Below are 19,080 nucleotides of genomic sequence, written 5' to 3' on the forward strand. Positions count from 1 at the left end.
CGCTAGTCTTGGGCAACGCACGGCTATCTCGGCCGTCTGGATGACCCTCGACAAGGATGACGATGGCTATGCGAGCTTGCCTGGTAACGTCTTGTACACCCCCGACCGACACGCAACAGATCGGTATGAGCCTGATCGAAGTGCTGGTTTCGCTGTTGATTCTCGGCGTTGGCCTGCTGGGGGCCGGGCTGATCCAGCTGAATGCGCTCAAGTACACCGACAGTTCCAGGATGATCAGCCAGGCGAGCTTCGTTGCCTACGACATGCTCGACCGGATTCGCGCCAATGCCGCCGCCGACTATTCCTGGGGAGGCGACGATATCTCGCTCGCCAACACCTTGGTCGCGAGTGTCCGGGACCTGGACTTGCACGACTTCGAGGCCAATATCCGCCACTTGGCCGGCGATACCGGCAAAGGTTCGATTGCGATCAGCCAGCGCGAAGTCACCATCAGCATCAGTTGGGACGACTCACGCGCAGCCCATGCCGGCGGCGCCCGGGAAACATTCACCCTGACCAGTCGCGTCGCGGTCGATCCGAGGCCTGCGCGATGAGGCGCTCCAGTACGGGTTTTGGCCTGGTCGAGGCATTGCTGGCGGCGACCCTGGGGTTGGTGGTGGTCCTGGCAGCCGTCCAGGTAACGCTGGCCGCCCGAAGCACCGCAGCCAGCCAGCATGCCTCGGCGTTGTTGCAGGATGATGGGCGATTTGTCCTGGGCAAGATGATTCAGGAGATTCGCCTGGCGGGGATGTTCGGTTGCCTGTCCCTTCCCGCGATTGTTCAGGCGCCGGCTGACTTTTCCACGCCGATCAGTGTGGCGGTCAGCGGTGCCTCAACCAGCCTGACCCTGGTCACTGGCGATGTCGGCGGTCAGGGCAGTCGGCCCGACTGGACCGTGCTCAGTAATTGTGTCGACAGCGCCCAGGCCTACTCGGGGGTACCGCCCAAGCCTGGTCCTGGGCAGATTGCTTTCCCGGTTCGCAAACTGACCTACACCTTTGAGTCAGGGCAGTTGAAGCTCAGCACTCCGACAACGCCGGCCAAGGCGGTGCTGGTGGATAACGTGGGGGCGTTTGAGTTGAGTTTCGGGGTGGCCAGCCGGCCAGGGTCCAGTGTCGTGAGCCGCTATGACAGCCATCCCGGCGACGAGTCGCTGATCCGCAGTGTGCGGGTGATGTTGACGCTGCGCGATCCGCTTGGTCGCGTGCGGGACCAGGTCTACAGCGTCGTCGCTGCCGTGCGTAATCGTCTTGAATAGCGAGTGCCGGGTACCGGCCCCTGGGCAGCGCGGCATGGTGCTGTTGATCAGCCTGGTATTGCTGCTGTTGTTGACGGTTATCGGCCTGGCTTCGATGCAGGGCGCGACGTCGCAGGAACAGCTCGCCGGCAGCCTCAGGCATCGCAACCAATCGTTCCAGGCGGCCGAAAGCGGGCTCAGGCGCGGTGAGTCGGCTGTACAGGCGCGCGGGTTCGGTTTGCTGGCCTGTCAGTCGCTGGTGACCTGTGCCCCGCCGAACGAGGCGTATGCCATCAGCCAGCCAGGCGTCGATCCAGTCTCGGCTATCACCTGGGTCGGCATGAAAGCGGGTGTGTACGGTATTCAGAACCTTGGCCCCGCTAGCGGGTTGGCACATTTGCCGCCCGACACCCCGGCGACGTTGTATCGGGTTACGGCAGTGGGGATCAGTGGCCAATCGCGCACCGTTCTGGAAAGCGTCTATGCGCGGGTAGCCGCGGATGCTGATGCCAGTGAGCGATTCCGGCGAATTCTATGGCGACAACTCCAGTAGGTGATCATGACGATGAGCGGCAATTGCAAGGGGTTCACTTTGATCGAGTTATTGATCGCGCTGGCGATCATTGCCACCTTGGCGGCGGTGATTTATCCGGGGTACGCCGCCCACGTAAAAAAGGCTTACCGCACAGAAATTGTCGGGCTGCTCGCGGAGCAAGCCCAGCATCTGGAGCGCTATTACGTGAGAAATGGCACTTTTATTGATGCCAGCGGCGTCAGCACCGGCAATGATCGCTATAGAATTACGGTGATGCTGAACCCCCAGGATTTCACCCTGACCGCGACGCCTTTTGCTGACGCGATGCTGGGTGATCCTTGTGGTGAGTTCAGTTTGACCAGCACTGGCGCGCGGGCCAATCCCGGCGCCGCACCCGGCACCACGCGTCAGGAGTGCTGGGGGCGATGACGCTGGTGGGCGACGGTGTGCCTGGAGCACTCCTTTCTTTTTATGAGCTGGATCGAACAATGACCAAGCAACAGCAAGTCGTGGTTGTGGGTGGTGGTGTTATCGGGCTGTTGACGGCGTTCAACCTGGCAACCCAAGGGCTGGCGGTGGTGGTGCTTGACCGTTCGTCGGTTGGGCAGGAGTCTTCCTGGGCCGGTGGCGGGATTGTTTCGCCGTTATACCCCTGGCGCTACAGCCCGGCCGTCACGGCGCTGGCCCATTGGTCCCAGGATTTTTACCCGCAATTGGCCCAGCGCCTGTTTGCGGCCACCGGCGTGGATCCCGAGGTTCATACCACGGGCCTGTATTGGCTGGACCTCGATGACGAGGCCGACGCCCTGGCCTGGGCTGCGCGGGAAGGTCGGCCCTTGAGCAAGGTGGATGTGTCGGCCGCCCGTGACGCGGTGCCGGTATTGGGCGCGGGGTTCGCCGAGGCTATCTATATGGCGAACGTGGCCAATGTACGCAATCCACGCTTGATCAAGTCCCTGAAGGCGGCGTTGCTGGCATTGCCGGGTGTGACCCTGCATGAGCAGTGCGCGGTACAGGGCTTTATCCAGGAGGGCGGCAGCATTGTCGGGGTCAATACTGCGCAGGGCGAGGTGCGAGGCGACCAGGTAGTGCTCGCGGCCGGTGCCTGGAGTGGTGAGCTGCTCGCCAGCCTGGGGCTGACGCTGCCGGTGGAGCCGGTCAAGGGCCAGATGATTTTGTACAAGTGTGCTTCGGACTTTCTGTCCTGCATGGTCCTGGCGAAGGGGCGCTATGCGATTCCCCGCCGGGACGGACATATCCTGATTGGCAGCACGCTGGAGCATGAAGGTTTCGACAAGACACCGACCGAATCGGCTCTGGACAGCCTCAAAGCCTCGGCTGTGGAACTGATTCCGGCCCTGGCGGATGCCGAGGTGGTGGGGCATTGGGCCGGTTTGCGGCCTGGTTCGCCGGAGGGCATTCCCTATATCGGCAAGGTGCCAGGGTATGAAGGGCTGTGGCTCAACTGCGGGCATTACCGCAATGGCCTGGTATTGGCGCCTGCGTCTTGCCAGTTGTTTGCTGACTTGCTGCTGGGGCATGAGCCGGTGATCGACCCGGCCCCTTATGCGCCCACTGGTCGGATATAAACCGGGTCTCCTACCGTTCCAGAGGACTCAGCGCTCGATAGACTTCGGACCCTGCTCCAGATGCGCCTGGGTGCAGTACCAGTCCTGGCGCTGGCTCAGTGCCCGGTCCTGCGGCAGGTGCACGCCACAGTGTGCACAGCGAACCATCGGCGCGGCGCCTTGTTCGCCGGGCTGTTGCTGCGTCGAAGCGGGGCGCTTGAACTTGCGCCAGAACCATACCGCAGCAGCAATCAGGGCAATCCAGAACAGTAAACGAACCATGGCAGGCAGCTTCTCAACAGGGAATCCGGCAGTTTAGCCAAGGATGTTAGCGGCGCACAGGGTAATAAAGTCGCGCCATGAAAAAAGGAGCCCCGAGGGGCTCCTTCTTGCGCTGCCAAGACGGGTTTCAGTCAAAGACACCGAACGTCATGTAGCTGAACCACGAGCGATCCTGGTTGTTGCCCAGGGCTTCTGGTGCTTCTTCCTCGATCACGTCGCCGTTCTCGTCATGGGGCTTGAGCTCCGACGGAATGGCGTCCTTGGCATCCTGGTACTGCTTGAGGATGTCCTGGTTGGCGCGGGTTTCGCCCGGCGGCAGCGGTGGACGGGACTCGATCATGCCCAGGGTGTACTTGCTCAACCACGAGCGGTTGTCCGCTTCGGCAACCTGCGGCACAAACTGGCCGTCTTGCAGGCTAGGGTGGTCCGGGTAGTTGAGTTTCAGGGTCTCCAGGCTGGTAGCGGCCAGGGTATCGAGGTGCAGGCGCTGGTAAGCCTCGGTCATCACTGCCAGGCCGTCACCCACGGAAGGGGTTTCCTGGAAGTTCTCCACCACATAGCGACCACGGTTGGCGGCGGCGACATAGGCCTGGCGCGTCAGGTAGTAGTGGGCTACGTGGATTTCGTAGGAAGCCAGCAGGTTGCGCAGGTAGATCATGCGCTGCTTGGCGTCCGGCGCGTAGCGGCTGTTGGGGAAGCGGCTGGTCAGCTGGGCGAACTCGTTATAGGAGTCGCGCGCGGCACCTGGGTCACGCTTGGTCATGTCCAGCGGCAGGAAGCGCGCCAGCAGGCCAACGTCCTGGTCAAACGAGGTCAGGCCCTTGAGGTAGTAGGCGTAGTCCACGTTCGGATGCTGCGGGTGCAGGCGGATAAAACGCTCGGCAGCGGACTTGGCAGCTTCCGGCTCGGCGTTCTTGTAGTTCGCATAGATCAGTTCGAGCTGGGCCTGGTCGGCATAGCGGCCAAACGGATAACGCGACTCCAGGGCCTTGAGTTTGGCCGTGGCGCTTGTGTAGCTATTGTTGTCCAGGTCGGCCTGAGCCTGCTGGTACAGCTCGACTTCACTGAGGTTTTCGTCGACGACGTCCTTTGTTGACGAGCAAGCAGCAGTCATGGCGAGGATGGCGATCAGCAGCAGGTGTTTCACTTGCATGGCGGCTTGCGTCCCTATGACGGCCGCTGTCTTGGGCGGGGCCGTCCTGTTATGATGAGCGCCCCGATGAAAGCCTCGGGGCAAAAGACGCCGTATTTAACCACAAGCGCGCAGCCGAAACCAAAGGCTGTGCCACGCCTAGTCTGAGCATGTCCGATAAAATTGAACTTCGCGCAGAGGTGCCGTCCGAATTGGGCGGCCAACGCCTCGATCAAGTCGCCGCACAACTATTCGCTGAGCACTCGCGCTCGCGCCTTTCCGCCTGGATCAAAGACGGCCGCCTGACTGTGGATGGAGCGGTTATCCGCCCGCGAGACATAGTGCATGGCGGTTCGGTTCTTGAGCTGACTGCCGAGCAGGAAGCCCAGGGAGAATGGATCGCCCAGGACATCGAGCTGGATATCGTCTATGAAGACGACGACATCCTGGTGATCAACAAACCCGCAGGCCTGGTGGTTCACCCGGCGGCCGGGCACGCTGATGGCACCTTGCTCAATGCCTTGTTGCACCATGTGCCGGACATCATCAATGTCCCGCGCTGCGGCATCGTCCACCGCCTGGACAAGGACACCACTGGTCTGATGGTCGTGGCCAAGACCATTCAGGCGCAGACGCAGTTGGTCACACAATTGCAGAGCCGCAGTGTCAGCCGCATCTATGAGTGCATCGTGATTGGTGTGGTCGTGGCCGGTGGCAAGATCAACGCGCCTATCGGTCGTCACGGCCAGCAGCGCCAGCGCATGGCGGTGATGGAGGGCGGCAAGCAGGCCGTCAGCCACTACCGCGTGCTGGAGCGTTTCCGTTCCCACACCCATGTGCGGGTCAAGCTGGAAACCGGCCGTACCCACCAGATTCGGGTACATATGGCGCATATCAACTTCCCGTTGGTCGGCGATCCGGCCTACGGTGGTCGCTTCCGTATTCCGCCGGCCGCCAGTGTGACCATGGTCGAGTCGCTGAAGTCGTTCCCGCGCCAGGCGCTGCATGCACGCTTCCTGGAACTGGATCATCCGACGAGCGGTGAGCGGATGAGCTGGGAATCGCCTCTGCCCGACGATTTTGTCTGGTTGCTGTCGTTGCTCAAGCAGGACCGCGAGGCCTTTGTCGGATGAATGACTGGCTGATTCCTGACTGGCCTGCGCCGGCCGGGGTCAAAGCCTGCGTCACCACCCGTGCGGGCGGCGTCAGTCTGGCGCCGTTCGACAGCCTCAACTTAGGCGATCATGTCGAGGACAGCCCCGAAGCTGTGCTTGAGAATCGCCGTCGTCTCACCGCCGCATTTGCTATCCAGCCCGCCTGGTTGCGCCAGGTTCATGGTGTGGTCGTGGTCGAGGCCGATCCGGGACGGATTGCCGAGGCCGACGGCAGTTGGACCGGTACGCCCGGCATCGCCTGCACGGCGATGACCGCCGATTGCCTGCCGGCCTTGTTTTGCAATAAGTCCGGAACTCGTGTTGCTGCCGCCCATGCCGGTTGGCGTGGCCTGGCGGCGGGTGTGCTGGAAGCGGCCGCCGACAGCCTGGATGCTGCGCCTGCCGACGTACTGGTGTGGTTGGGCCCGGCGATTGGCCCAAAGGCCTTTGAAGTCGGCCCGGAAGTGCGTGAAGCCTTTATGCAGCAACACCCGCAAACCGCGCAGGCTTTCGTTCCCAGCCACAACCCTGGCAAGTTCCTGGCTGATATCTACCAGCTGGCGCGCCTGCGCCTGGCTGCGCGTGGTATCACCGCTGTCTACGGTGGCGGTTTGTGCACCGTGACCGACCCGCGCTTCTTTTCTTACCGGCGCAGCCCGCGTACCGGTCGATTTGCCTCCCTGATCTGGCTCGAACGCTAGACTCTCCTGATCCATATCAAGCATTGCCGGCTTGAATGTTCCAGAATCCCCCCCATCTATAGGGGTATCTGGCAGGTTTCTTCATTCAGGATGCGTTTCTCGCGAGCAAGCTCGCTCGCACATAGCTCCGGCCTGCTCAAAAGGAAGGTGACTAATGCGTATTGATCGTTTAACCAGCAAATTACAATTGGCGTTATCGGATTCCCAATCCCTGGCCGTTGGCCTCGACCATCCGGCCATCGAGCCCGCGCACTTGATGCAGGCACTCCTCGAACAGCAGGGTGGTTCTATCAAGCCCCTGTTGATGCAGGTGGGCTTCGACGTCAACAGCCTGCGCAAGGAGTTGAGCAAAGAGCTCGACCAACTGCCGAAAATCCAGAATCCGACGGGTGACGTGAATATGTCCCAGGATCTGGCGCGCCTGCTTAACCAGGCCGATCGCCTGGCCCAGCAGAAAGGCGACCAGTTCATCTCCAGCGAACTGGTGCTGCTCGCCGCCATGGATGAAAACAGCAAGCTCGGCAAGTTGTTGCTGGGCCAGGGCGTGAGCAAAAAGGCCCTGGAAAATGCCATCAACAACCTGCGCGGCGGCGACGCGGTGAATGACCCCAATCATGAGGAGTCGCGCCAGGCCCTGGACAAATACACCGTCGACCTGACCAAGCGCGCCGAAGACGGCAAGCTGGACCCGGTAATCGGGCGTGACGACGAGATTCGTCGCACCATCCAGGTCCTGCAGCGCCGCACCAAGAACAACCCGGTGCTGATCGGTGAGCCTGGGGTGGGTAAAACCGCCATCGCCGAGGGCCTGGCCCAGCGCATCATTAATGGTGAAGTGCCGGACGGCCTCAAGGGCAAGCGCTTGCTGTCCCTGGACATGGGGGCCTTGATTGCCGGTGCCAAGTTCCGTGGTGAGTTTGAGGAGCGCCTGAAATCCCTGCTTAACGAGCTGTCGAAGCAGGAAGGGCAGATCATTCTGTTTATCGACGAACTGCACACCATGGTCGGTGCCGGTAAAGGTGAAGGCTCGATGGACGCAGGCAACATGCTCAAGCCTGCACTGGCTCGGGGTGAGTTGCATTGCGTGGGGGCTACCACGCTCAACGAGTATCGCCAGTACATTGAAAAGGACGCGGCCCTTGAGCGTCGTTTCCAGAAAGTCCTGGTGGAAGAACCGAGCGAAGAAGACACCATCGCGATCCTGCGTGGCCTGAAAGAGCGTTATGAGGTCCACCACCGCGTGGCAATCACTGACGGCGCGATCATTGCGGCGGCCAAGTTGAGCCATCGCTATATCACTGATCGTCAGTTGCCGGACAAGGCTATCGACTTGATCGACGAAGCGGCCAGCCGGATTCGCATGGAGATCGACTCCAAGCCTGAAGTACTGGATCGCCTGGAGCGTCGCCTGATTCAACTGAAAGTCGAATCCCAGGCGCTGAAAAAAGAAGACGATGACGCGGCGAAGAAACGCCTGGAAAAACTCCAGGAGGAAATCGGCCGTCTGGAGCGTGAGTATTCGGACCTGGAAGAAATCTGGACCTCGGAAAAAGCCGAAGTACAGGGTTCCGCACAGATCCAGCAGAAGATCGAGCAGTCGCGCCAGGAACTGGAAGCTGCCCGCCGTAAAGGCGACCTGAACCGCATGGCCGAGTTGCAGTACGGGGTGATCCCGGACCTGGAACGCAGCCTGCAAATGGTCGACCAGCATGGCCACAGCGAAAACCAGTTGCTGCGCAGCAAGGTGACCGAGGAAGAAATTGCCGAGGTTGTGTCCAAGTGGACCGGCATTCCTGTGTCGAAAATGCTGGAAGGCGAGCGTGACAAACTGTTGCGTATGGAAAGCCTGTTGCACCAACGCGTGATTGGCCAGGAAGAGGCCGTGGTGGCAGTGTCCAACGCGGTGCGGCGTTCCCGCGCCGGTTTGTCCGACCCGAACCGTCCGAGCGGCTCGTTCATGTTCCTCGGCCCGACCGGTGTGGGTAAGACCGAGCTGTGCAAAGCCCTGGCCGAGTTCCTCTTTGATACAGAAGAGGCGATGGTGCGCATTGATATGTCCGAGTTCATGGAGAAACATTCCGTGGCTCGTTTGATCGGGGCGCCACCAGGCTATGTGGGCTACGAGGAAGGCGGCTACCTGACCGAAGCGGTACGGCGCAAGCCTTACTCGGTAATCCTCCTGGATGAGGTCGAGAAGGCCCACCCGGATGTGTTCAACGTGTTGCTGCAGGTGTTGGAAGATGGCCGGCTGACGGACAGTCACGGACGTACCGTGGACTTCCGTAATACGGTGATCGTGATGACCTCCAACCTGGGCTCGGTACAGATCCAGGAGATGGTCGGTGATCGTGAAGGCCAGCGTGCTGCGGTAATGGATGCGCTGACCAGCCACTTCCGCCCGGAATTTATCAATCGGGTCGATGAGGTAGTGATCTTCGAGCCTTTGGCGCGGGATCAGATCGCCGGTATCACCGAGATCCAACTGGGCCGCCTGCGCAGCCGTCTGGCAGAGCGCGAGCTGATGCTGGAACTGAGCAGCGAGGCTTTGGACAAGTTGATCGCCGTCGGTTACGACCCGGTGTATGGCGCGCGGCCGTTGAAGCGTGCGATCCAGCGCTGGATCGAGAACCCGTTGGCCCAACTGATCCTGTCGGGCAGCTTTATCCCGGGGACCAGCGTCAAGGCCACCGTGGAAAACGACGAAATCGTCTTCCACTAAGCCCGAATTGGGTGGTTATGAGCAAAGGCCCCGCATTGCGGGGCCTTTTTTTTCGATAGGGCGTTGAACTGTAAGGCAAAGGCTTGTAAAGTGCGCCCCGCAGCAACGTCAGCCCACGGGTTTCTTCTCCCCAAGGAGAAATCAGAAAGAAGCGCAAATCATTGTCTTAAAAGCAATTTAAAGGGTTGACAGGGGTTTTTAAGATTGTAGAATAGCGCGCCTCAGAGACACGAACGTAGCGATACGGACAAGTCGAAGAGAAGGTAACAAGCAGCACCGTAGTACTTTGAAATATGTAGTTCCGTGATAGCTCAGTCGGTAGAGCAAATGACTGTTAATCATTGGGTCCCAGGTTCGAGTCCTGGTCACGGAGCCAATTTCAAACCGGGGTATAGCGCAGTCCGGTAGCGCGCCTGCTTTGGGAGCAGGATGTCAGGAGTTCGAATCCCCTTACCCCGACCATATTTGGGTCGTTAGCTCAGTTGGTAGAGCAGTTGGCTTTTAACCAATTGGTCGTAGGTTCGAATCCCACACGACCCACCATTTTTGAGACCAGTTAACGCTGGAATCGAATCTTAAGATCAGAGGTCAAAAGCCCTGATCGAAGAAGGCGACTTGAAAAGGTCGCCTTTTTTTTACCGGGGTATAGCGCAGTCCGGTAGCGCGCCTGCTTTGGGAGCAGGATGTCAGGAGTTCGAATCCCCTTACCCCGACCATATTAAAAATCCTCGTATCGAAAGATACGGGGATTTTTTTGCCTGCGCAAAACCTGAAGGTGCATGGTGATCAAAGGTGGGAGCTGTCTCGCCCTGCGAGGCTGCGATGGCGGCGTCACTGCCAGCCTTTATGTCGCCTGGCACACCGCTATCGCAGCCTCGCAGGGCGAGACAGCTCCCACAAGGGAGGGCAGGGCGCGCATGCTTATAAAATCGCCTCGCTTGCGCCCCGTCCGGAACCGTATTGTCAGTGAAGTTTGAGCCGCGGCTCGGTGCCCCGTCCGATTTTGCTGCCCAGCATCAACATCATCGTGCGGAAGAACCCGTACAACGCCATCTGGTGCATGCGGTACAGCGACACATAGAACATCCGCGCCAGCCAGCCTTCGAGCATCACACTGCCGGTCAGGTTGCCCATCAAGTTACCCACAGCCGAAAAACGCGACAGCGAGATCAGGGAGCCGTAATCGGTGTACTTGTAGCTGGGCAGCGCCTTGCCGTCGATGCGCAACTTCAGCGATTTAGCCAGCAGCGACGCCTGCTGGTGCGCCGCTTGCGCCCGTGGCGGAACGTTGCGGTCGGTGCCCGGTTGCGGGCAGGCCGCGCAGTCACCGAAGGCGAAGATATTCTCGTCACGGGTAGTCTGCAGGGTTGGCAGCACCTGCAGCTGGTTGATGCGATTGGTCTCCAGGCCGTCGATATCCTTGAGGAAACCTGGCGCGCGAATCCCCGCCGCCCAGACCTTCAGGCTGGCAGGGATCACCTGGCCACTGCTGGTAATCAGGCTGTCGGCGGTGACTTCACTCACGGCCGAGTTAGTCATGACCGTCACCCCGAGCTTTTCCAGGGTTTTATGCACAGGCCCGCTGATCCGCTCTGGCAGGGCTGGCAATACCCGGGGCCCGGCTTCGATCAGGGTGATGTACATGTTTTCCGGCTTGATCCGGTCCAGGCCATAGGCCGCCAGTTCGTGGGCCGCATTGTGCAGCTCGGCGGCCAGTTCGACGCCGGTGGCGCCAGCGCCAACGATTGCCACGCTGATCTGTTCCACCACATCGGTTTGCCCGGCATGGGCGCGCAGGTAGTGGTTGAGCAATTGCTGGTGGAAACGTTCGGCCTGCTTGCGGGTATCGAGGAACAGGCAGTGCTGCGCCGCGCCTTCGGTACCGAAGTCATTGGTGGTGCTGCCGACGGCAATCACCAGGGTGTCGTAACCCAGCACGCGCGCAGGCACCAGTTCCCGGCCTTCTTCATCGAGGGTCGCGGCCAGCTGGATTTTCTTCTGTTCACGATCGAGCCCGCTCATGCGCCCCAGCTGGAACTCGAAGTGGTTCCATTTTGCCTGGGCAACATAATTGAGTTCGTCTTCAGAGGAGTTCAGCGAGCCGGCGGCCACCTCGTGCAGCAGGGGCTTCCAGATATGGGTCAGGTTGGTATCCACCAGCGTGACACTGGCGGTACCGCGCTTGCCCAGAGTCTTACCCAGGCGGGTAGCCAACTCCAGGCCGCCGGCGCCGCCGCCGACGATAATAATACGATGGGTCATGGGGGTATCTCGCAAGGCTAAAAGAAATCGGTGCAGTTACCCGAGCGAGCGCCAGGCAGCTCATAGCGTCAGGTAACTCAAAAGGCGGCTCAGGACGCCCAGGCCAATCACCACAACCAGTACCACCCCAAGGAGCAGCCACGGCCGGAAAGGCTTGCGCTCAACCTGGTGCTGGGACAGTTGCAGGTACTCTTCGACATGTTGTTGGTCGTCAGGGTTCAGGCGGCTGGTCATAAAGGCCTCGTCAGGGAGACGTTGCAAAAGGGCACCACGTTACAGGCTGATACCCACATCGAACACTATGCTGCGCCCCAGGTTGTTGCGCAAGAAATCCGGTGCGTCGGGATGGGCGAACAGCACCCGCGCAAAGGTCGGGCCGACCAACGACAGCGAGCGCCAGCCCTGGCGCAGGTATTCGGTGGGCGGCGGGAAATGGCTGTTGAGGTCCAGCACTTCGCGCTTGAGGCTGGCGAAGGCGATGATATCCAGCTCCCCGAGGTCCATGCCGCGCTCCTTGTAGTTATGGGCTTTCTTGCGCAGGGTCGGGGCCAGGCGCAGCAGGAACTCATGGGCGGGAATGCGCCTGGGCTTGGCCTCGCGCCGCACCAGTTGGCTCAGGGAAAAAGCGCTGCGCCGACGCACCAGTTCGTCGCGCCACTCGTCATTCAGGCGCCGGCCTTCATCGAGGACAAAAAATACTTCGAAGCTGGCATCGCGAAACAGTACGTCCGGCGGCTCCTGACCGGCGGCATGAAACTCTTCGGCGCGGTAGGGCACATTAAGGCCTTGCAGCAGGCGCTGGCAGACCCAACGCTCACGCTCCCATTTGCGGGCATTGGACAGGAACGCGTTGGCTTGTTCGGCCGCTATGGTGAGCAGGCGCAAATAATCTGAGTCATCCATGCTTGCAGCTTAGCGTTCAAATGATGACTGCAGGAAGTCCCGTGTGAAAAGGCTCGGTGTAGACTGGCGGTTCTGTCGACGGTTTTGCACAAGGAGTTCGCGGTGAAGTTTTTGCTTACGGTGTTGCTCAGCCTTTTGCCCCTGTGGGCCCAGGCGGTTGAACTCGGGGAGCGGCTGGCGCCGTGGACCCTGCTCGATCAATTCGACCAGGCCTATACCCTGGATAACCAGGCGCAGGTCTTGCTGGTGGCGCGCAGCATGGATGCCGCCAAGTTGGTGGATGCGGCCTTGCAGGGCCAGCCCAAGGGGTATCTGGAGGCGCGCCATGTGGTGTTTGTCGCCGATATCCAGCGTATGCCGAGGCTGATCGCCAAGCTCTTTGCCGTCCCGGCGATGCAAGCCTACAACTACCGGGTGATGCTTGACCGTGATGCGCGGATCGCTCCGCGTTATCCGGCGCCTGTGGATAAAGTGCTGTGGTTGCAACTCGAAGACGGCAAGCTGGTTGCGCGCCATGAATACGCGACTGCCGCCGAGCTGCGCCAGGCCCTGGAGCAGGTGCAGCCGTGATCAGTGCCGCCGTGCTGGCGCCGCAAACCCTGTGGCTGGGCTGGCTGCTGTATGCGCCGGTAATTGTCTGGGCGATCCTGCGCTCGTCCTGGGTCGAACTGTTTGCCGACCGGCGCCGCCAGCACCTGTTGTTTGGCACGGTGTTCGCGCTGTTCATGCTGTGGCTGGTGCGTCGGGACTTCGATACCGGGGTGTCCTACCACTTTATCGGCATGACCGCCGTGACCCTGCTGCTCGACTGGCCCTTGGCGATTGTCGGTGGGCTGGCGGCACAGTTGGGCCTGGTGCTGCTCGGGCGCCAGGACTTGGCGGCGGTCGGGGTCAATGGCGCGCTGCTGGTCCTGCTACCGGTGTTGGTGACAGAGACGTGCGCGCTGCTGGTGGAGCGGGCGCAGCCGCGCAATCCTTTTGTGTATATCTTTTGTTCGGGTTTTTTTGCCGCTGCTCTGTCGGCGTTGTTGTGCCTATTGGCGGGCCTGGGCCTGCTGTGGCTGGACGGCCGCTTCGCCATGCCGGAGTGGATCGAGGATTTTATCGGTTACCTGTGGCTGATCATCTTTCCCGAAGCCTTTATCAACGGCACCGTGATCAGTGCGCTGGTGGTGTTTTGCCCGGAGTGGCTTGAGACGTTCAACCGCACGCGCTACCTCTCGGCGCCCTGGAAAGACGACAATTCGCGCCCTTGATCCAAATCAAGGGTGCCACGCAAAAGTGGTCGCATGCTCTGCGAAACTTCCAGGAGCACGATCATGAGTGTGTACGAGTGGGCACGGCAGGAGTTGCGCAGAAGCCAGGACGCAGCACAGGAAATCGGTTTTGACCCGGGTCTGAGCCTGCGCGCCTTGCTCAGCGCGGTGGTGCAGCAGAGCAAAGGCGTGCGCAGTGCCGAAGACCTGGCCGACGAGTTGCAATTTCTCGCGGAAAACCTCGACGACCAGCAGGATTACGGCTTTATGCGGCCTTAGTGGGCGCGCGGTGGCAGGTCTTCGGAGAACAATTCGTCTTCGGCGTCCGGGCTGACCGGAATCTTGTGTTCTTCCGCAGCCCAGGCGCCCAGGTCGATCAGTTTGCAGCGATCCGAGCAGAATGGCCGGTTGAGGTTGGTCGCTTTCCATTCCACGGGGGCGCCGCAGGTTGGGCATTCGACGGTCAAGGGTTGGCTCATGTTCGGCCTCCACGCAAAGTAAGGTAAAAGTGGTGCAGTCGCTCGACCTCGGCCTTTAGCCAGGCCAGGTCCTGATCATTGACCAGTACATCGTCGGCTTGGCGCAAACGGTCTTCCCGTGAGGCCTGGGCCTTGAGAATCGCCTGCACCTGTTCTTCGCTGATGCCATCGCGCAGCAGGGTACGCTGAATCTGCGTTGCTTGCGGCACATCGATCACCAGGATGCGCTGGGTCATGGTGTGCTGGCCCGACTCGATCAACAACGGCGACACCAGGATCGCATAGGGTGAGCGGGCGCGGGCCAGATGGCTACGGATCTCGTCGGCAATCAACGGATGCAGCAGGGCCTCAAGCCACAGGCGTTCTTGCGGCGCCTCGAAAATGCGCTTGCGCAAGGCCGCGCGATCCAGTTGGCCATCGGGCAGCAGGATCTCGCCGCCGAAGTGCTCGGCAATCCTCGCCAGCGCCGGGCGGCCGGGTTCCACCACCCAGCGCGAGGCATGGTCGGCGTCGATAAGGTCCACGCCAAGGTCGATAAAGTGCTGGGCCGCAGCGCTTTTACCGCTGCCGATGCCGCCCGTCAGGCCAAGAATCCAGGGTGTTGCGACAGAAGTGGTCATCTGAAACCGACAGACTGCAAATAGAAGTCGGTTATTTGACCACCCCAGAGCAATGCAATCCAGCCGGCAATCGCCAGATAGGGACCAAAAGGCAAGGGCACTGACGTCTGCGCGTTGCGTATGCGCAAGACAATCACCCCTGCGATCGCACCCACCAGCGATGCCAGCAACAGCGTCAGCGGCAGGATCTGCCAACCGCCCCAGGCACCGAGCAGGGCCAGCAGCTTGAAGTCGCCATAGCCCATGCCGTCCTTGCCGGTGCACAACTTGAACAGCCAGAACACCGACCACAGGCTCAGGTAACCGGCAACCGCGCCCAGCAGGGCATCGGGCAGGGTCGTGTACAACTCGAAATAATTGAGGATCAACCCCAGCCACAGCAGTGGCAGCACCAGCACATCCGGCAGCAGTTGGTGATCGGCGTCGATCAGGCTCATGGCCAGCAAGCCCCAGCTCAAGAACAGCACGCCAGCGGCTGGCCAGCCGAAGCCGTAATGCCAGGCAATAAATGCCGAAAGCAGCCCGCACGCCAGTTCGGTCAGCGGGTAGCGTGGGCTGATGGAACCGTGGCACTGCGCGCAGCGCCCCCTCAGCAGCAAGTAGCTGAGCACCGGGATGTTTTGCCACGGGCGAATCGGCTGTGAGCAGTGCGGGCAGCAGGAGTTGGGGTGCAACAGGTTATAGGTCGGGCCGCCGGATTCCGGGGGCAGGCCGAGTATTTCATGGGCCTGGGCGCGCCAGTCGCGCTCGAGCATTTTTGGCAGGCGCCAGACCAGCACGTTGAGGAAGCTGCCGACGATCAGCCCCAGCACCAGTGAAGCCCAGACGAACAGCCAGGGATGGAGGGTCAGGAGGAGGTCCAGGGTCATGTTCAAAACGCCGTGCCGAGCTGGAAGATCGGCAGGTACATGGCGATCACCAGCGCCCCGACAATGCTGCCGAGCACCACCATGATCAGCGGTTCCATCAGGCTGGTCAGGTTGTCCACCAGGTTGTCGACGTCCGTTTCATAATGGTCGGCGACCTTCTCCAGCATGCTGTCCAGTGCGCCCGATTCTTCGCCGATGGCTGTCATCTGGATCGCCATGCCAGGGAACAGGCCGCTGGCGGTCATAGTTCGATTCAATTGCATTCCTATTGCTACGTCCTGGCGCATACGCGTGACTGCTTGTTTGAAGCGTTCGTTGCCGGCGGCTCCCGCCACTGAATCCAACGCCTGTGCCAGCGGTACGCCGGCGGCAAAGGTGGTGGCGAGGGTGCGAGCGTAGCGGGCGACAGCGGTTTTTTTCAGCAGTGTGCCTGCCAATGGCACTTTCAACAAACCAGCGTCCAGCCACAGACGAAAACCACTGTGTCGACGATAGCTGCGACGTATGCCCCAAGTAGTCGCCACCACGGCCAGCAACAGCATCCACCACGCGCTTTGCATGAATTCGGACAGCACAATAACCAGCAGGGTAAAGCGCGGCAGCGGCGTGTCGATGCCGGCGAACAGGCTTTCGAACTGGGGCACGACGTGGATCAGCAAGATACTGCTGACCAAGGTGGCCACGAGCAGGACCACCAGTGGATAGGTCATGGCTTTCTTGATCCGGGCCTTGAGGCGTTGGCTTTTTTCCAGGTGGGTGGCGACCCGCTCCAGCAGGGTTTCCAGGGTGCCGGCCTGTTCGCCGGCCGCGATCAGGCTGCAATACAGGGCGTTGAAGCACTGCGGTTGTTTCAATAACGCGCCGGTCAGGCTGTTGCCGGCGGCAATCTCCTGCTTCAATCCCTGGACCATTGTGCGCATGGCCCGGTTTTCAAAGCCTTCGCCGATCATGTCGAAGGCTTGCAGCAGGGGGATTCCCGCCTTCAGCAGGGTCGCCAGTTGGCGGGTGAACAGCGCAACATCGGCTGGGGTGATGGGGTTGCGCAGGCCAGACAGGAGGCTGGAGCGCATCTGGACCCGAACCGGGTTGATCCCTTGCCGGCGCAATTGGGCCTTGATCACGGCCGGGCTATGCCCGCGGGTTTCGCCGGACACCTTGCGGCCATTGCGCAGGGTGCCTTCCCAGGCGTAGGTGGCGGTGGGGGCCGGGTTTACGGTGACATCATTCATGGGGTGCTACGGCTCATCGACAGGTGACGATTTACAGCTTAGTCAGGGCTGTGTGTCCGTCAGGCGATTGGGCAAGGGAAAAATGTCAGATTGTGCGTCTTGTGAGGGCCTGGCCCGGCGCGGATGAGTACACTGGCGCGGTTGTTGAGGGCAGGGCGCAGGAGGTGCCTTGCGATGGGTTTTATTCTGGAGAGTGAATGTGATGCGTCAGAACGGCTTTACTTTGATCGAGTTGTTGATCGTCGTGGCGATCATCGGCATCTTGGCCACGATTGGCCTGCCCATGTATACCAAGCACCAGGCCAAGGCCAAGTTCACTGCGGGGTTGGCGGAAGTCTCGGCGTTGAAGGCGGGCTTCGAAGACACCTTCAACCAGGGCACGGCACCCACGCTGGCGCTGATCGGCGGCACCAGCCCGACCGCCAATTGCGTGATCAGCGTGGCGGGCGATGTGGTTGCGGGGACGGGTTCGATTGCCTGTGAGATCCTCGATGCGCCTGCGCCTGTCCAGGGCAAGCTCATTACCCTGGCGCGCAGTGCCAGTGACGGTTGGAAGTGCACCACCAACGCTGACGAGCAGTACGTTGCAAAGGGTTGCACGGCTGGCAACTGAGCCCGGGCCACCTAAATCAGTGATGGGGGCCTGGCGTGACGGGCTCCCAGGCACTTCACAGGGAAGTAAGGGGTGCCCATGACGTTATCCGTGCAACAGCGAGGAAGCGTGTTTTTGGTGATGGCGCTGAGCCTTTTGCTGTTGGGCATCACCCTGTCCTTCAGTGGTCATGACTGGCAGCGTGTGCTGCAGGTCGGCGTGGCTGTGTGTGCGTTGCTCTATGGCCTGGCGACTCCCGCCGGGCGCCTGGTCGATAGACCCACCGCTATCGGCCTGGGGCTGGTGTTCGGCCTGGGCCTGATCTCTTCGTTGTTGGCCCACCAGCCTCTCTGGGCGTTGACCGAATGGGCGCTGATGATCACCTGCGGGGTGATTGCCGCAGCTTTTGCCCGCTTGCGACGCAATGGCGATCAAACCCTGGATCAGGTGCTGATCCTGTTTGTGTTGCTGCTGTGCCTGATCAAGAGCCTGCAATATGGGTACGCGGGCGTCCTGGCGTTTACCAGTGGCGAACCGACACTGGACACCGACCTGCTGCTTTCCGGGTTCTCCAACAAGCGCTTCTACGGCCAGTTCCAGACGTTTACCTTGCCCTTGCTGGCGTTGCCGCTGCTGCTCACGGGCACCTCGCGGTTGGCGCGTGGGCTGGTGTTCGCCCTGTTGTGTGCATGGTGGTTGATTGCAATCAGTGGCGGCACCCGTGGCACCTGGCTGGGCTTCGGCGTTGCGGCACTGGTCCTGGCTTTTCTGGGGGCGGCGGGGCGTCGCTGGTTGACCTGGCAGCTGGCTGCGCTGTGTGGCGGGCTGGTTTTATACGGGTTGTTGTTCACGGTGTTGGCGCCTTACCTGGGGCTGGAAATTGCCAGTCTTTCCAAGGACCGCCTTACCACCAGCCTTTCGGGTCGTGAAGTGATCTGGTGGCAAGCCTGGGACATGATCCGCGAACGGCCGTGGCTCGGTTTCGGGCCGATGCACTTTGCCGATATCCCCAACCCGATTGCTGCCCATCCGCACCAGGCAATCCTGCAGTGGGCCAGTGAATGGGGTGTGCCCTCGGCCCTGTGCGTCGCGTTGCTGGCGCTGCGCGGCGGCTGGGCCACACTGAGGGTCATTCATCGGCAAGGGCCGTCAGGGGCACCGCAAGACCTGCTGCGCCTGTGTCTATTCGCCGCGCTGCTGGGCGCGACGGTGCAGGCGATGGTCGACGGGATTATCGTGATGCCCTATTCGCAACTGTGGTTGGCGCTGGTGGTGGGTTGGTTGATGGCATTGCATCCGTGGCGCACGCCGGTTGTCGAGCCGATGCCGCTGTTGCGCGGGGCGTGGCAGGTGTCGGCTGTGCTGTCGGTGGCGTTGCTGGTATTTGTCGTGTACCGCGACCTGCCAGGCGCCACCGAGCGTAGCCAGCACTATATCGACATTGCCAAAAGCCATCTGCAGCCGCGCTTCTGGGTCCAGGGAGTCATTGCGCCGCACATTCGGTAAGTTGCCGGGCGCCCATTGCAGTGCTAGCTTTAGCCC

Annotated in this window: 22 protein-coding genes and 4 tRNA genes; 17 read left to right on the forward strand and 9 right to left on the reverse strand. The window is 61.0% G+C overall.

Annotation, left to right across the window (positions count from 1 at the left end):
• Positions 1-62: 62 nt before the first annotated feature.
• Genes pilV through thiO form a run of 5 tightly spaced genes read left to right on the forward strand, consistent with a single transcriptional unit; the run spans position 63 to position 3,361 of the window.
• Positions 63-554: a type IV pilus modification protein PilV gene (gene pilV, locus HBR94_RS01285; RefSeq protein WP_170044036.1), complete on the forward strand. Its 492-nt coding sequence runs from the start codon at positions 63-65 to the stop codon at positions 552-554.
• Positions 551-1,258, forward strand: a complete 708-nt coding sequence (locus tag HBR94_RS01290) for a hypothetical protein (RefSeq protein ID WP_057958395.1) — start codon at positions 551-553, stop codon at positions 1,256-1,258. Before pilV ends, HBR94_RS01290 begins: the two co-directional genes overlap by 4 nt.
• 34 nt (positions 1,259-1,292) lie before the next feature.
• Positions 1,293-1,790, forward strand: coding sequence for a PilX N-terminal domain-containing pilus assembly protein (locus tag HBR94_RS01295; protein WP_057441083.1), 498 nt, complete (start codon positions 1,293-1,295; stop codon positions 1,788-1,790).
• Positions 1,791-1,802: 12 nt separating this feature from the next.
• Positions 1,803-2,201 carry a type IV pilin protein gene (locus tag HBR94_RS01300; protein ID WP_057441193.1) on the forward strand — a complete coding sequence of 133 codons (399 nt, stop codon included), beginning with the start codon at positions 1,803-1,805 and terminating at the stop codon, positions 2,199-2,201.
• Between the two features lie 59 nt (positions 2,202-2,260).
• Entirely contained in the window at positions 2,261-3,361 is a 1,101-nt protein-coding gene (gene thiO, locus HBR94_RS01305) for a glycine oxidase ThiO (protein WP_057441081.1), read from the forward strand.
• A 27-nt stretch (positions 3,362-3,388) separates the two neighbouring features.
• On the opposite strand, the gene HBR94_RS01310 is transcribed toward thiO, so the two are convergent.
• Complete coding sequence (locus tag HBR94_RS01310) at positions 3,389-3,622, reverse strand: PP0621 family protein (RefSeq protein ID WP_057441079.1); 234 nt, start codon at positions 3,620-3,622, stop codon at positions 3,389-3,391.
• Positions 3,623-3,749: 127 nt separating this feature from the next.
• Positions 3,750-4,775, reverse strand: a complete 1,026-nt coding sequence (locus HBR94_RS01315; protein ID WP_057441077.1) for an outer membrane protein assembly factor BamD — start codon at positions 4,773-4,775, stop codon at positions 3,750-3,752.
• Between the two features lie 149 nt (positions 4,776-4,924).
• Here HBR94_RS01315 and rluD point away from each other — a divergent pair, with 149 nt between their 5' ends.
• From rluD to HBR94_RS01350, 7 genes are all read left to right on the forward strand, one after another.
• Positions 4,925-5,887 carry a 23S rRNA pseudouridine(1911/1915/1917) synthase RluD gene (rluD, locus tag HBR94_RS01320; RefSeq protein ID WP_029292014.1) on the forward strand — a complete coding sequence of 321 codons (963 nt, stop codon included), beginning with the start codon at positions 4,925-4,927 and terminating at the stop codon, positions 5,885-5,887.
• Positions 5,884-6,609, forward strand: coding sequence for a peptidoglycan editing factor PgeF (gene pgeF / locus HBR94_RS01325; protein ID WP_128592789.1), 726 nt, complete (start codon positions 5,884-5,886; stop codon positions 6,607-6,609). The genes rluD and pgeF overlap by 4 nt, the downstream gene beginning before the upstream one ends.
• A gap of 154 nt (positions 6,610-6,763) precedes the next feature.
• Positions 6,764-9,328 (forward strand): ATP-dependent chaperone ClpB, encoded by a 2,565-nt coding sequence (gene clpB, locus HBR94_RS01330; RefSeq protein WP_057441075.1) that lies wholly within the window; start codon positions 6,764-6,766, stop codon positions 9,326-9,328.
• Positions 9,329-9,628: 300 nt separating this feature from the next.
• Positions 9,629-9,704, forward strand: a tRNA-Asn gene (locus tag HBR94_RS01335).
• Between the two features lie 9 nt (positions 9,705-9,713).
• Positions 9,714-9,790, forward strand: a tRNA-Pro gene (locus tag HBR94_RS01340).
• 5 nt (positions 9,791-9,795) lie between these two features.
• Positions 9,796-9,871 (forward strand) — tRNA-Lys (locus tag HBR94_RS01345).
• Between the two features lie 96 nt (positions 9,872-9,967).
• A tRNA-Pro gene (locus tag HBR94_RS01350) sits at positions 9,968-10,044 on the forward strand.
• A gap of 247 nt (positions 10,045-10,291) precedes the next feature.
• On the opposite strand, the gene HBR94_RS01355 is transcribed toward HBR94_RS01350, so the two are convergent.
• The 3 genes from HBR94_RS01355 to HBR94_RS01365 are packed head-to-tail and all read right to left on the reverse strand — an operon-like array spanning position 10,292 to position 12,493.
• Positions 10,292-11,590, reverse strand: a complete 1,299-nt coding sequence (locus tag HBR94_RS01355; protein ID WP_057441073.1) for an NAD(P)/FAD-dependent oxidoreductase — start codon at positions 11,588-11,590, stop codon at positions 10,292-10,294.
• A 60-nt stretch (positions 11,591-11,650) separates the two neighbouring features.
• On the reverse strand, positions 11,651-11,824 hold the full coding sequence (locus tag HBR94_RS01360) for a DUF3094 family protein (RefSeq protein WP_057441071.1): 174 nt from the start codon (positions 11,822-11,824) through the stop codon (positions 11,651-11,653).
• 39 nt (positions 11,825-11,863) lie between these two features.
• The gene (locus HBR94_RS01365) at positions 11,864-12,493 is read right to left on the reverse strand and encodes a DUF1780 domain-containing protein (protein ID WP_057441069.1); all 630 of its coding nucleotides are present in this window, start codon (positions 12,491-12,493) and stop codon (positions 11,864-11,866) included.
• A 102-nt stretch (positions 12,494-12,595) separates the two neighbouring features.
• Between HBR94_RS01365 and HBR94_RS01370 the strand changes: the two genes are divergently transcribed.
• From HBR94_RS01370 to HBR94_RS01380, 3 genes are all read left to right on the forward strand, one after another.
• Complete coding sequence (locus tag HBR94_RS01370) at positions 12,596-13,063, forward strand: hypothetical protein (RefSeq protein ID WP_057441067.1); 468 nt, start codon at positions 12,596-12,598, stop codon at positions 13,061-13,063.
• Positions 13,060-13,749 (forward strand): energy-coupling factor ABC transporter permease, encoded by a 690-nt coding sequence (locus tag HBR94_RS01375; protein ID WP_057441064.1) that lies wholly within the window; start codon positions 13,060-13,062, stop codon positions 13,747-13,749. The genes HBR94_RS01370 and HBR94_RS01375 overlap by 4 nt, the downstream gene beginning before the upstream one ends.
• 63 nt (positions 13,750-13,812) lie before the next feature.
• Positions 13,813-14,028 (forward strand): hypothetical protein, encoded by a 216-nt coding sequence (locus HBR94_RS01380; protein ID WP_057441062.1) that lies wholly within the window; start codon positions 13,813-13,815, stop codon positions 14,026-14,028.
• Here HBR94_RS01380 and yacG read toward each other — a convergent pair.
• Genes yacG through HBR94_RS01400 form a run of 4 tightly spaced genes read right to left on the reverse strand, consistent with a single transcriptional unit; the run spans position 14,025 to position 16,946 of the window.
• The gene (gene yacG / locus HBR94_RS01385) at positions 14,025-14,228 is read right to left on the reverse strand and encodes a DNA gyrase inhibitor YacG (RefSeq protein WP_032861907.1); all 204 of its coding nucleotides are present in this window, start codon (positions 14,226-14,228) and stop codon (positions 14,025-14,027) included. The genes HBR94_RS01380 and yacG overlap by 4 nt on opposite strands.
• Positions 14,225-14,848 carry a dephospho-CoA kinase gene (coaE, locus tag HBR94_RS01390; RefSeq protein ID WP_057441061.1) on the reverse strand — a complete coding sequence of 208 codons (624 nt, stop codon included), beginning with the start codon at positions 14,846-14,848 and terminating at the stop codon, positions 14,225-14,227. The genes yacG and coaE overlap by 4 nt, the downstream gene beginning before the upstream one ends.
• A complete protein-coding gene (locus HBR94_RS01395) occupies positions 14,845-15,711 on the reverse strand; it encodes an A24 family peptidase (protein WP_057441189.1) in 867 nt (288 codons plus the stop codon). The genes coaE and HBR94_RS01395 overlap by 4 nt, the downstream gene beginning before the upstream one ends.
• Positions 15,712-15,719: 8 nt before the next feature.
• On the reverse strand, positions 15,720-16,946 hold the full coding sequence (locus tag HBR94_RS01400; RefSeq protein ID WP_170044037.1) for a type II secretion system F family protein: 1,227 nt from the start codon (positions 16,944-16,946) through the stop codon (positions 15,720-15,722).
• 202 nt (positions 16,947-17,148) lie between these two features.
• On the opposite strand from HBR94_RS01400, the gene HBR94_RS01405 reads away from it, so the two are divergent.
• Positions 17,149-17,559, forward strand: a complete 411-nt coding sequence (locus tag HBR94_RS01405; RefSeq protein ID WP_170044120.1) for a pilin — start codon at positions 17,149-17,151, stop codon at positions 17,557-17,559.
• A 78-nt stretch (positions 17,560-17,637) separates the two neighbouring features.
• Positions 17,638-19,044, forward strand: a complete 1,407-nt coding sequence (locus HBR94_RS01410; protein WP_170044038.1) for an O-antigen ligase family protein — start codon at positions 17,638-17,640, stop codon at positions 19,042-19,044.
• Positions 19,045-19,080 lie beyond the last annotated feature (36 nt).

This window comes from Pseudomonas sp. WS 5412, assembly GCF_012985615.1.
In the GTDB taxonomy this organism is placed as follows: Bacteria; Pseudomonadota; Gammaproteobacteria; order Pseudomonadales; family Pseudomonadaceae; genus Aquipseudomonas; species Aquipseudomonas shahriarae.

Bases quoted from the DNA above. Each gene is read 5' to 3' on its own strand.
- pilV (WP_170044036.1), top strand. From the start codon at position 63: ATGGCTATGCGAGCTTGCCTGGTAACGTCTTGTACACCCCCGACCGAC.
- HBR94_RS01290 (WP_057958395.1), top strand. From the start codon at position 551: ATGAGGCGCTCCAGTACGGGTTTTGGCCTGGTCGAGGCATTGCTGGCG.
- HBR94_RS01295 (WP_057441083.1), top strand. From the start codon at position 1,293: ATGGTGCTGTTGATCAGCCTGGTATTGCTGCTGTTGTTGACGGTTATC.
- HBR94_RS01300 (WP_057441193.1), top strand. From the start codon at position 1,803: ATGAGCGGCAATTGCAAGGGGTTCACTTTGATCGAGTTATTGATCGCG.
- thiO (WP_057441081.1), top strand. From the start codon at position 2,261: ATGACCAAGCAACAGCAAGTCGTGGTTGTGGGTGGTGGTGTTATCGGG.
- HBR94_RS01310 (WP_057441079.1), bottom strand. From the start codon at position 3,622: ATGGTTCGTTTACTGTTCTGGATTGCCCTGATTGCTGCTGCGGTATGG.
- HBR94_RS01315 (WP_057441077.1), bottom strand. From the start codon at position 4,775: ATGCAAGTGAAACACCTGCTGCTGATCGCCATCCTCGCCATGACTGCT.
- rluD (WP_029292014.1), top strand. From the start codon at position 4,925: ATGTCCGATAAAATTGAACTTCGCGCAGAGGTGCCGTCCGAATTGGGC.
- pgeF (WP_128592789.1), top strand. From the start codon at position 5,884: ATGAATGACTGGCTGATTCCTGACTGGCCTGCGCCGGCCGGGGTCAAA.
- clpB (WP_057441075.1), top strand. From the start codon at position 6,764: ATGCGTATTGATCGTTTAACCAGCAAATTACAATTGGCGTTATCGGAT.
- HBR94_RS01355 (WP_057441073.1), bottom strand. From the start codon at position 11,590: ATGACCCATCGTATTATTATCGTCGGCGGCGGCGCCGGCGGCCTGGAG.
- HBR94_RS01360 (WP_057441071.1), bottom strand. From the start codon at position 11,824: ATGACCAGCCGCCTGAACCCTGACGACCAACAACATGTCGAAGAGTAC.
- HBR94_RS01365 (WP_057441069.1), bottom strand. From the start codon at position 12,493: ATGGATGACTCAGATTATTTGCGCCTGCTCACCATAGCGGCCGAACAA.
- HBR94_RS01380 (WP_057441062.1), top strand. From the start codon at position 13,813: ATGAGTGTGTACGAGTGGGCACGGCAGGAGTTGCGCAGAAGCCAGGAC.
- yacG (WP_032861907.1), bottom strand. From the start codon at position 14,228: ATGAGCCAACCCTTGACCGTCGAATGCCCAACCTGCGGCGCCCCCGTG.
- coaE (WP_057441061.1), bottom strand. From the start codon at position 14,848: ATGACCACTTCTGTCGCAACACCCTGGATTCTTGGCCTGACGGGCGGC.
- HBR94_RS01400 (WP_170044037.1), bottom strand. From the start codon at position 16,946: ATGAATGATGTCACCGTAAACCCGGCCCCCACCGCCACCTACGCCTGG.
- HBR94_RS01405 (WP_170044120.1), top strand. From the start codon at position 17,149: ATGCGTCAGAACGGCTTTACTTTGATCGAGTTGTTGATCGTCGTGGCG.
- HBR94_RS01410 (WP_170044038.1), top strand. From the start codon at position 17,638: ATGACGTTATCCGTGCAACAGCGAGGAAGCGTGTTTTTGGTGATGGCG.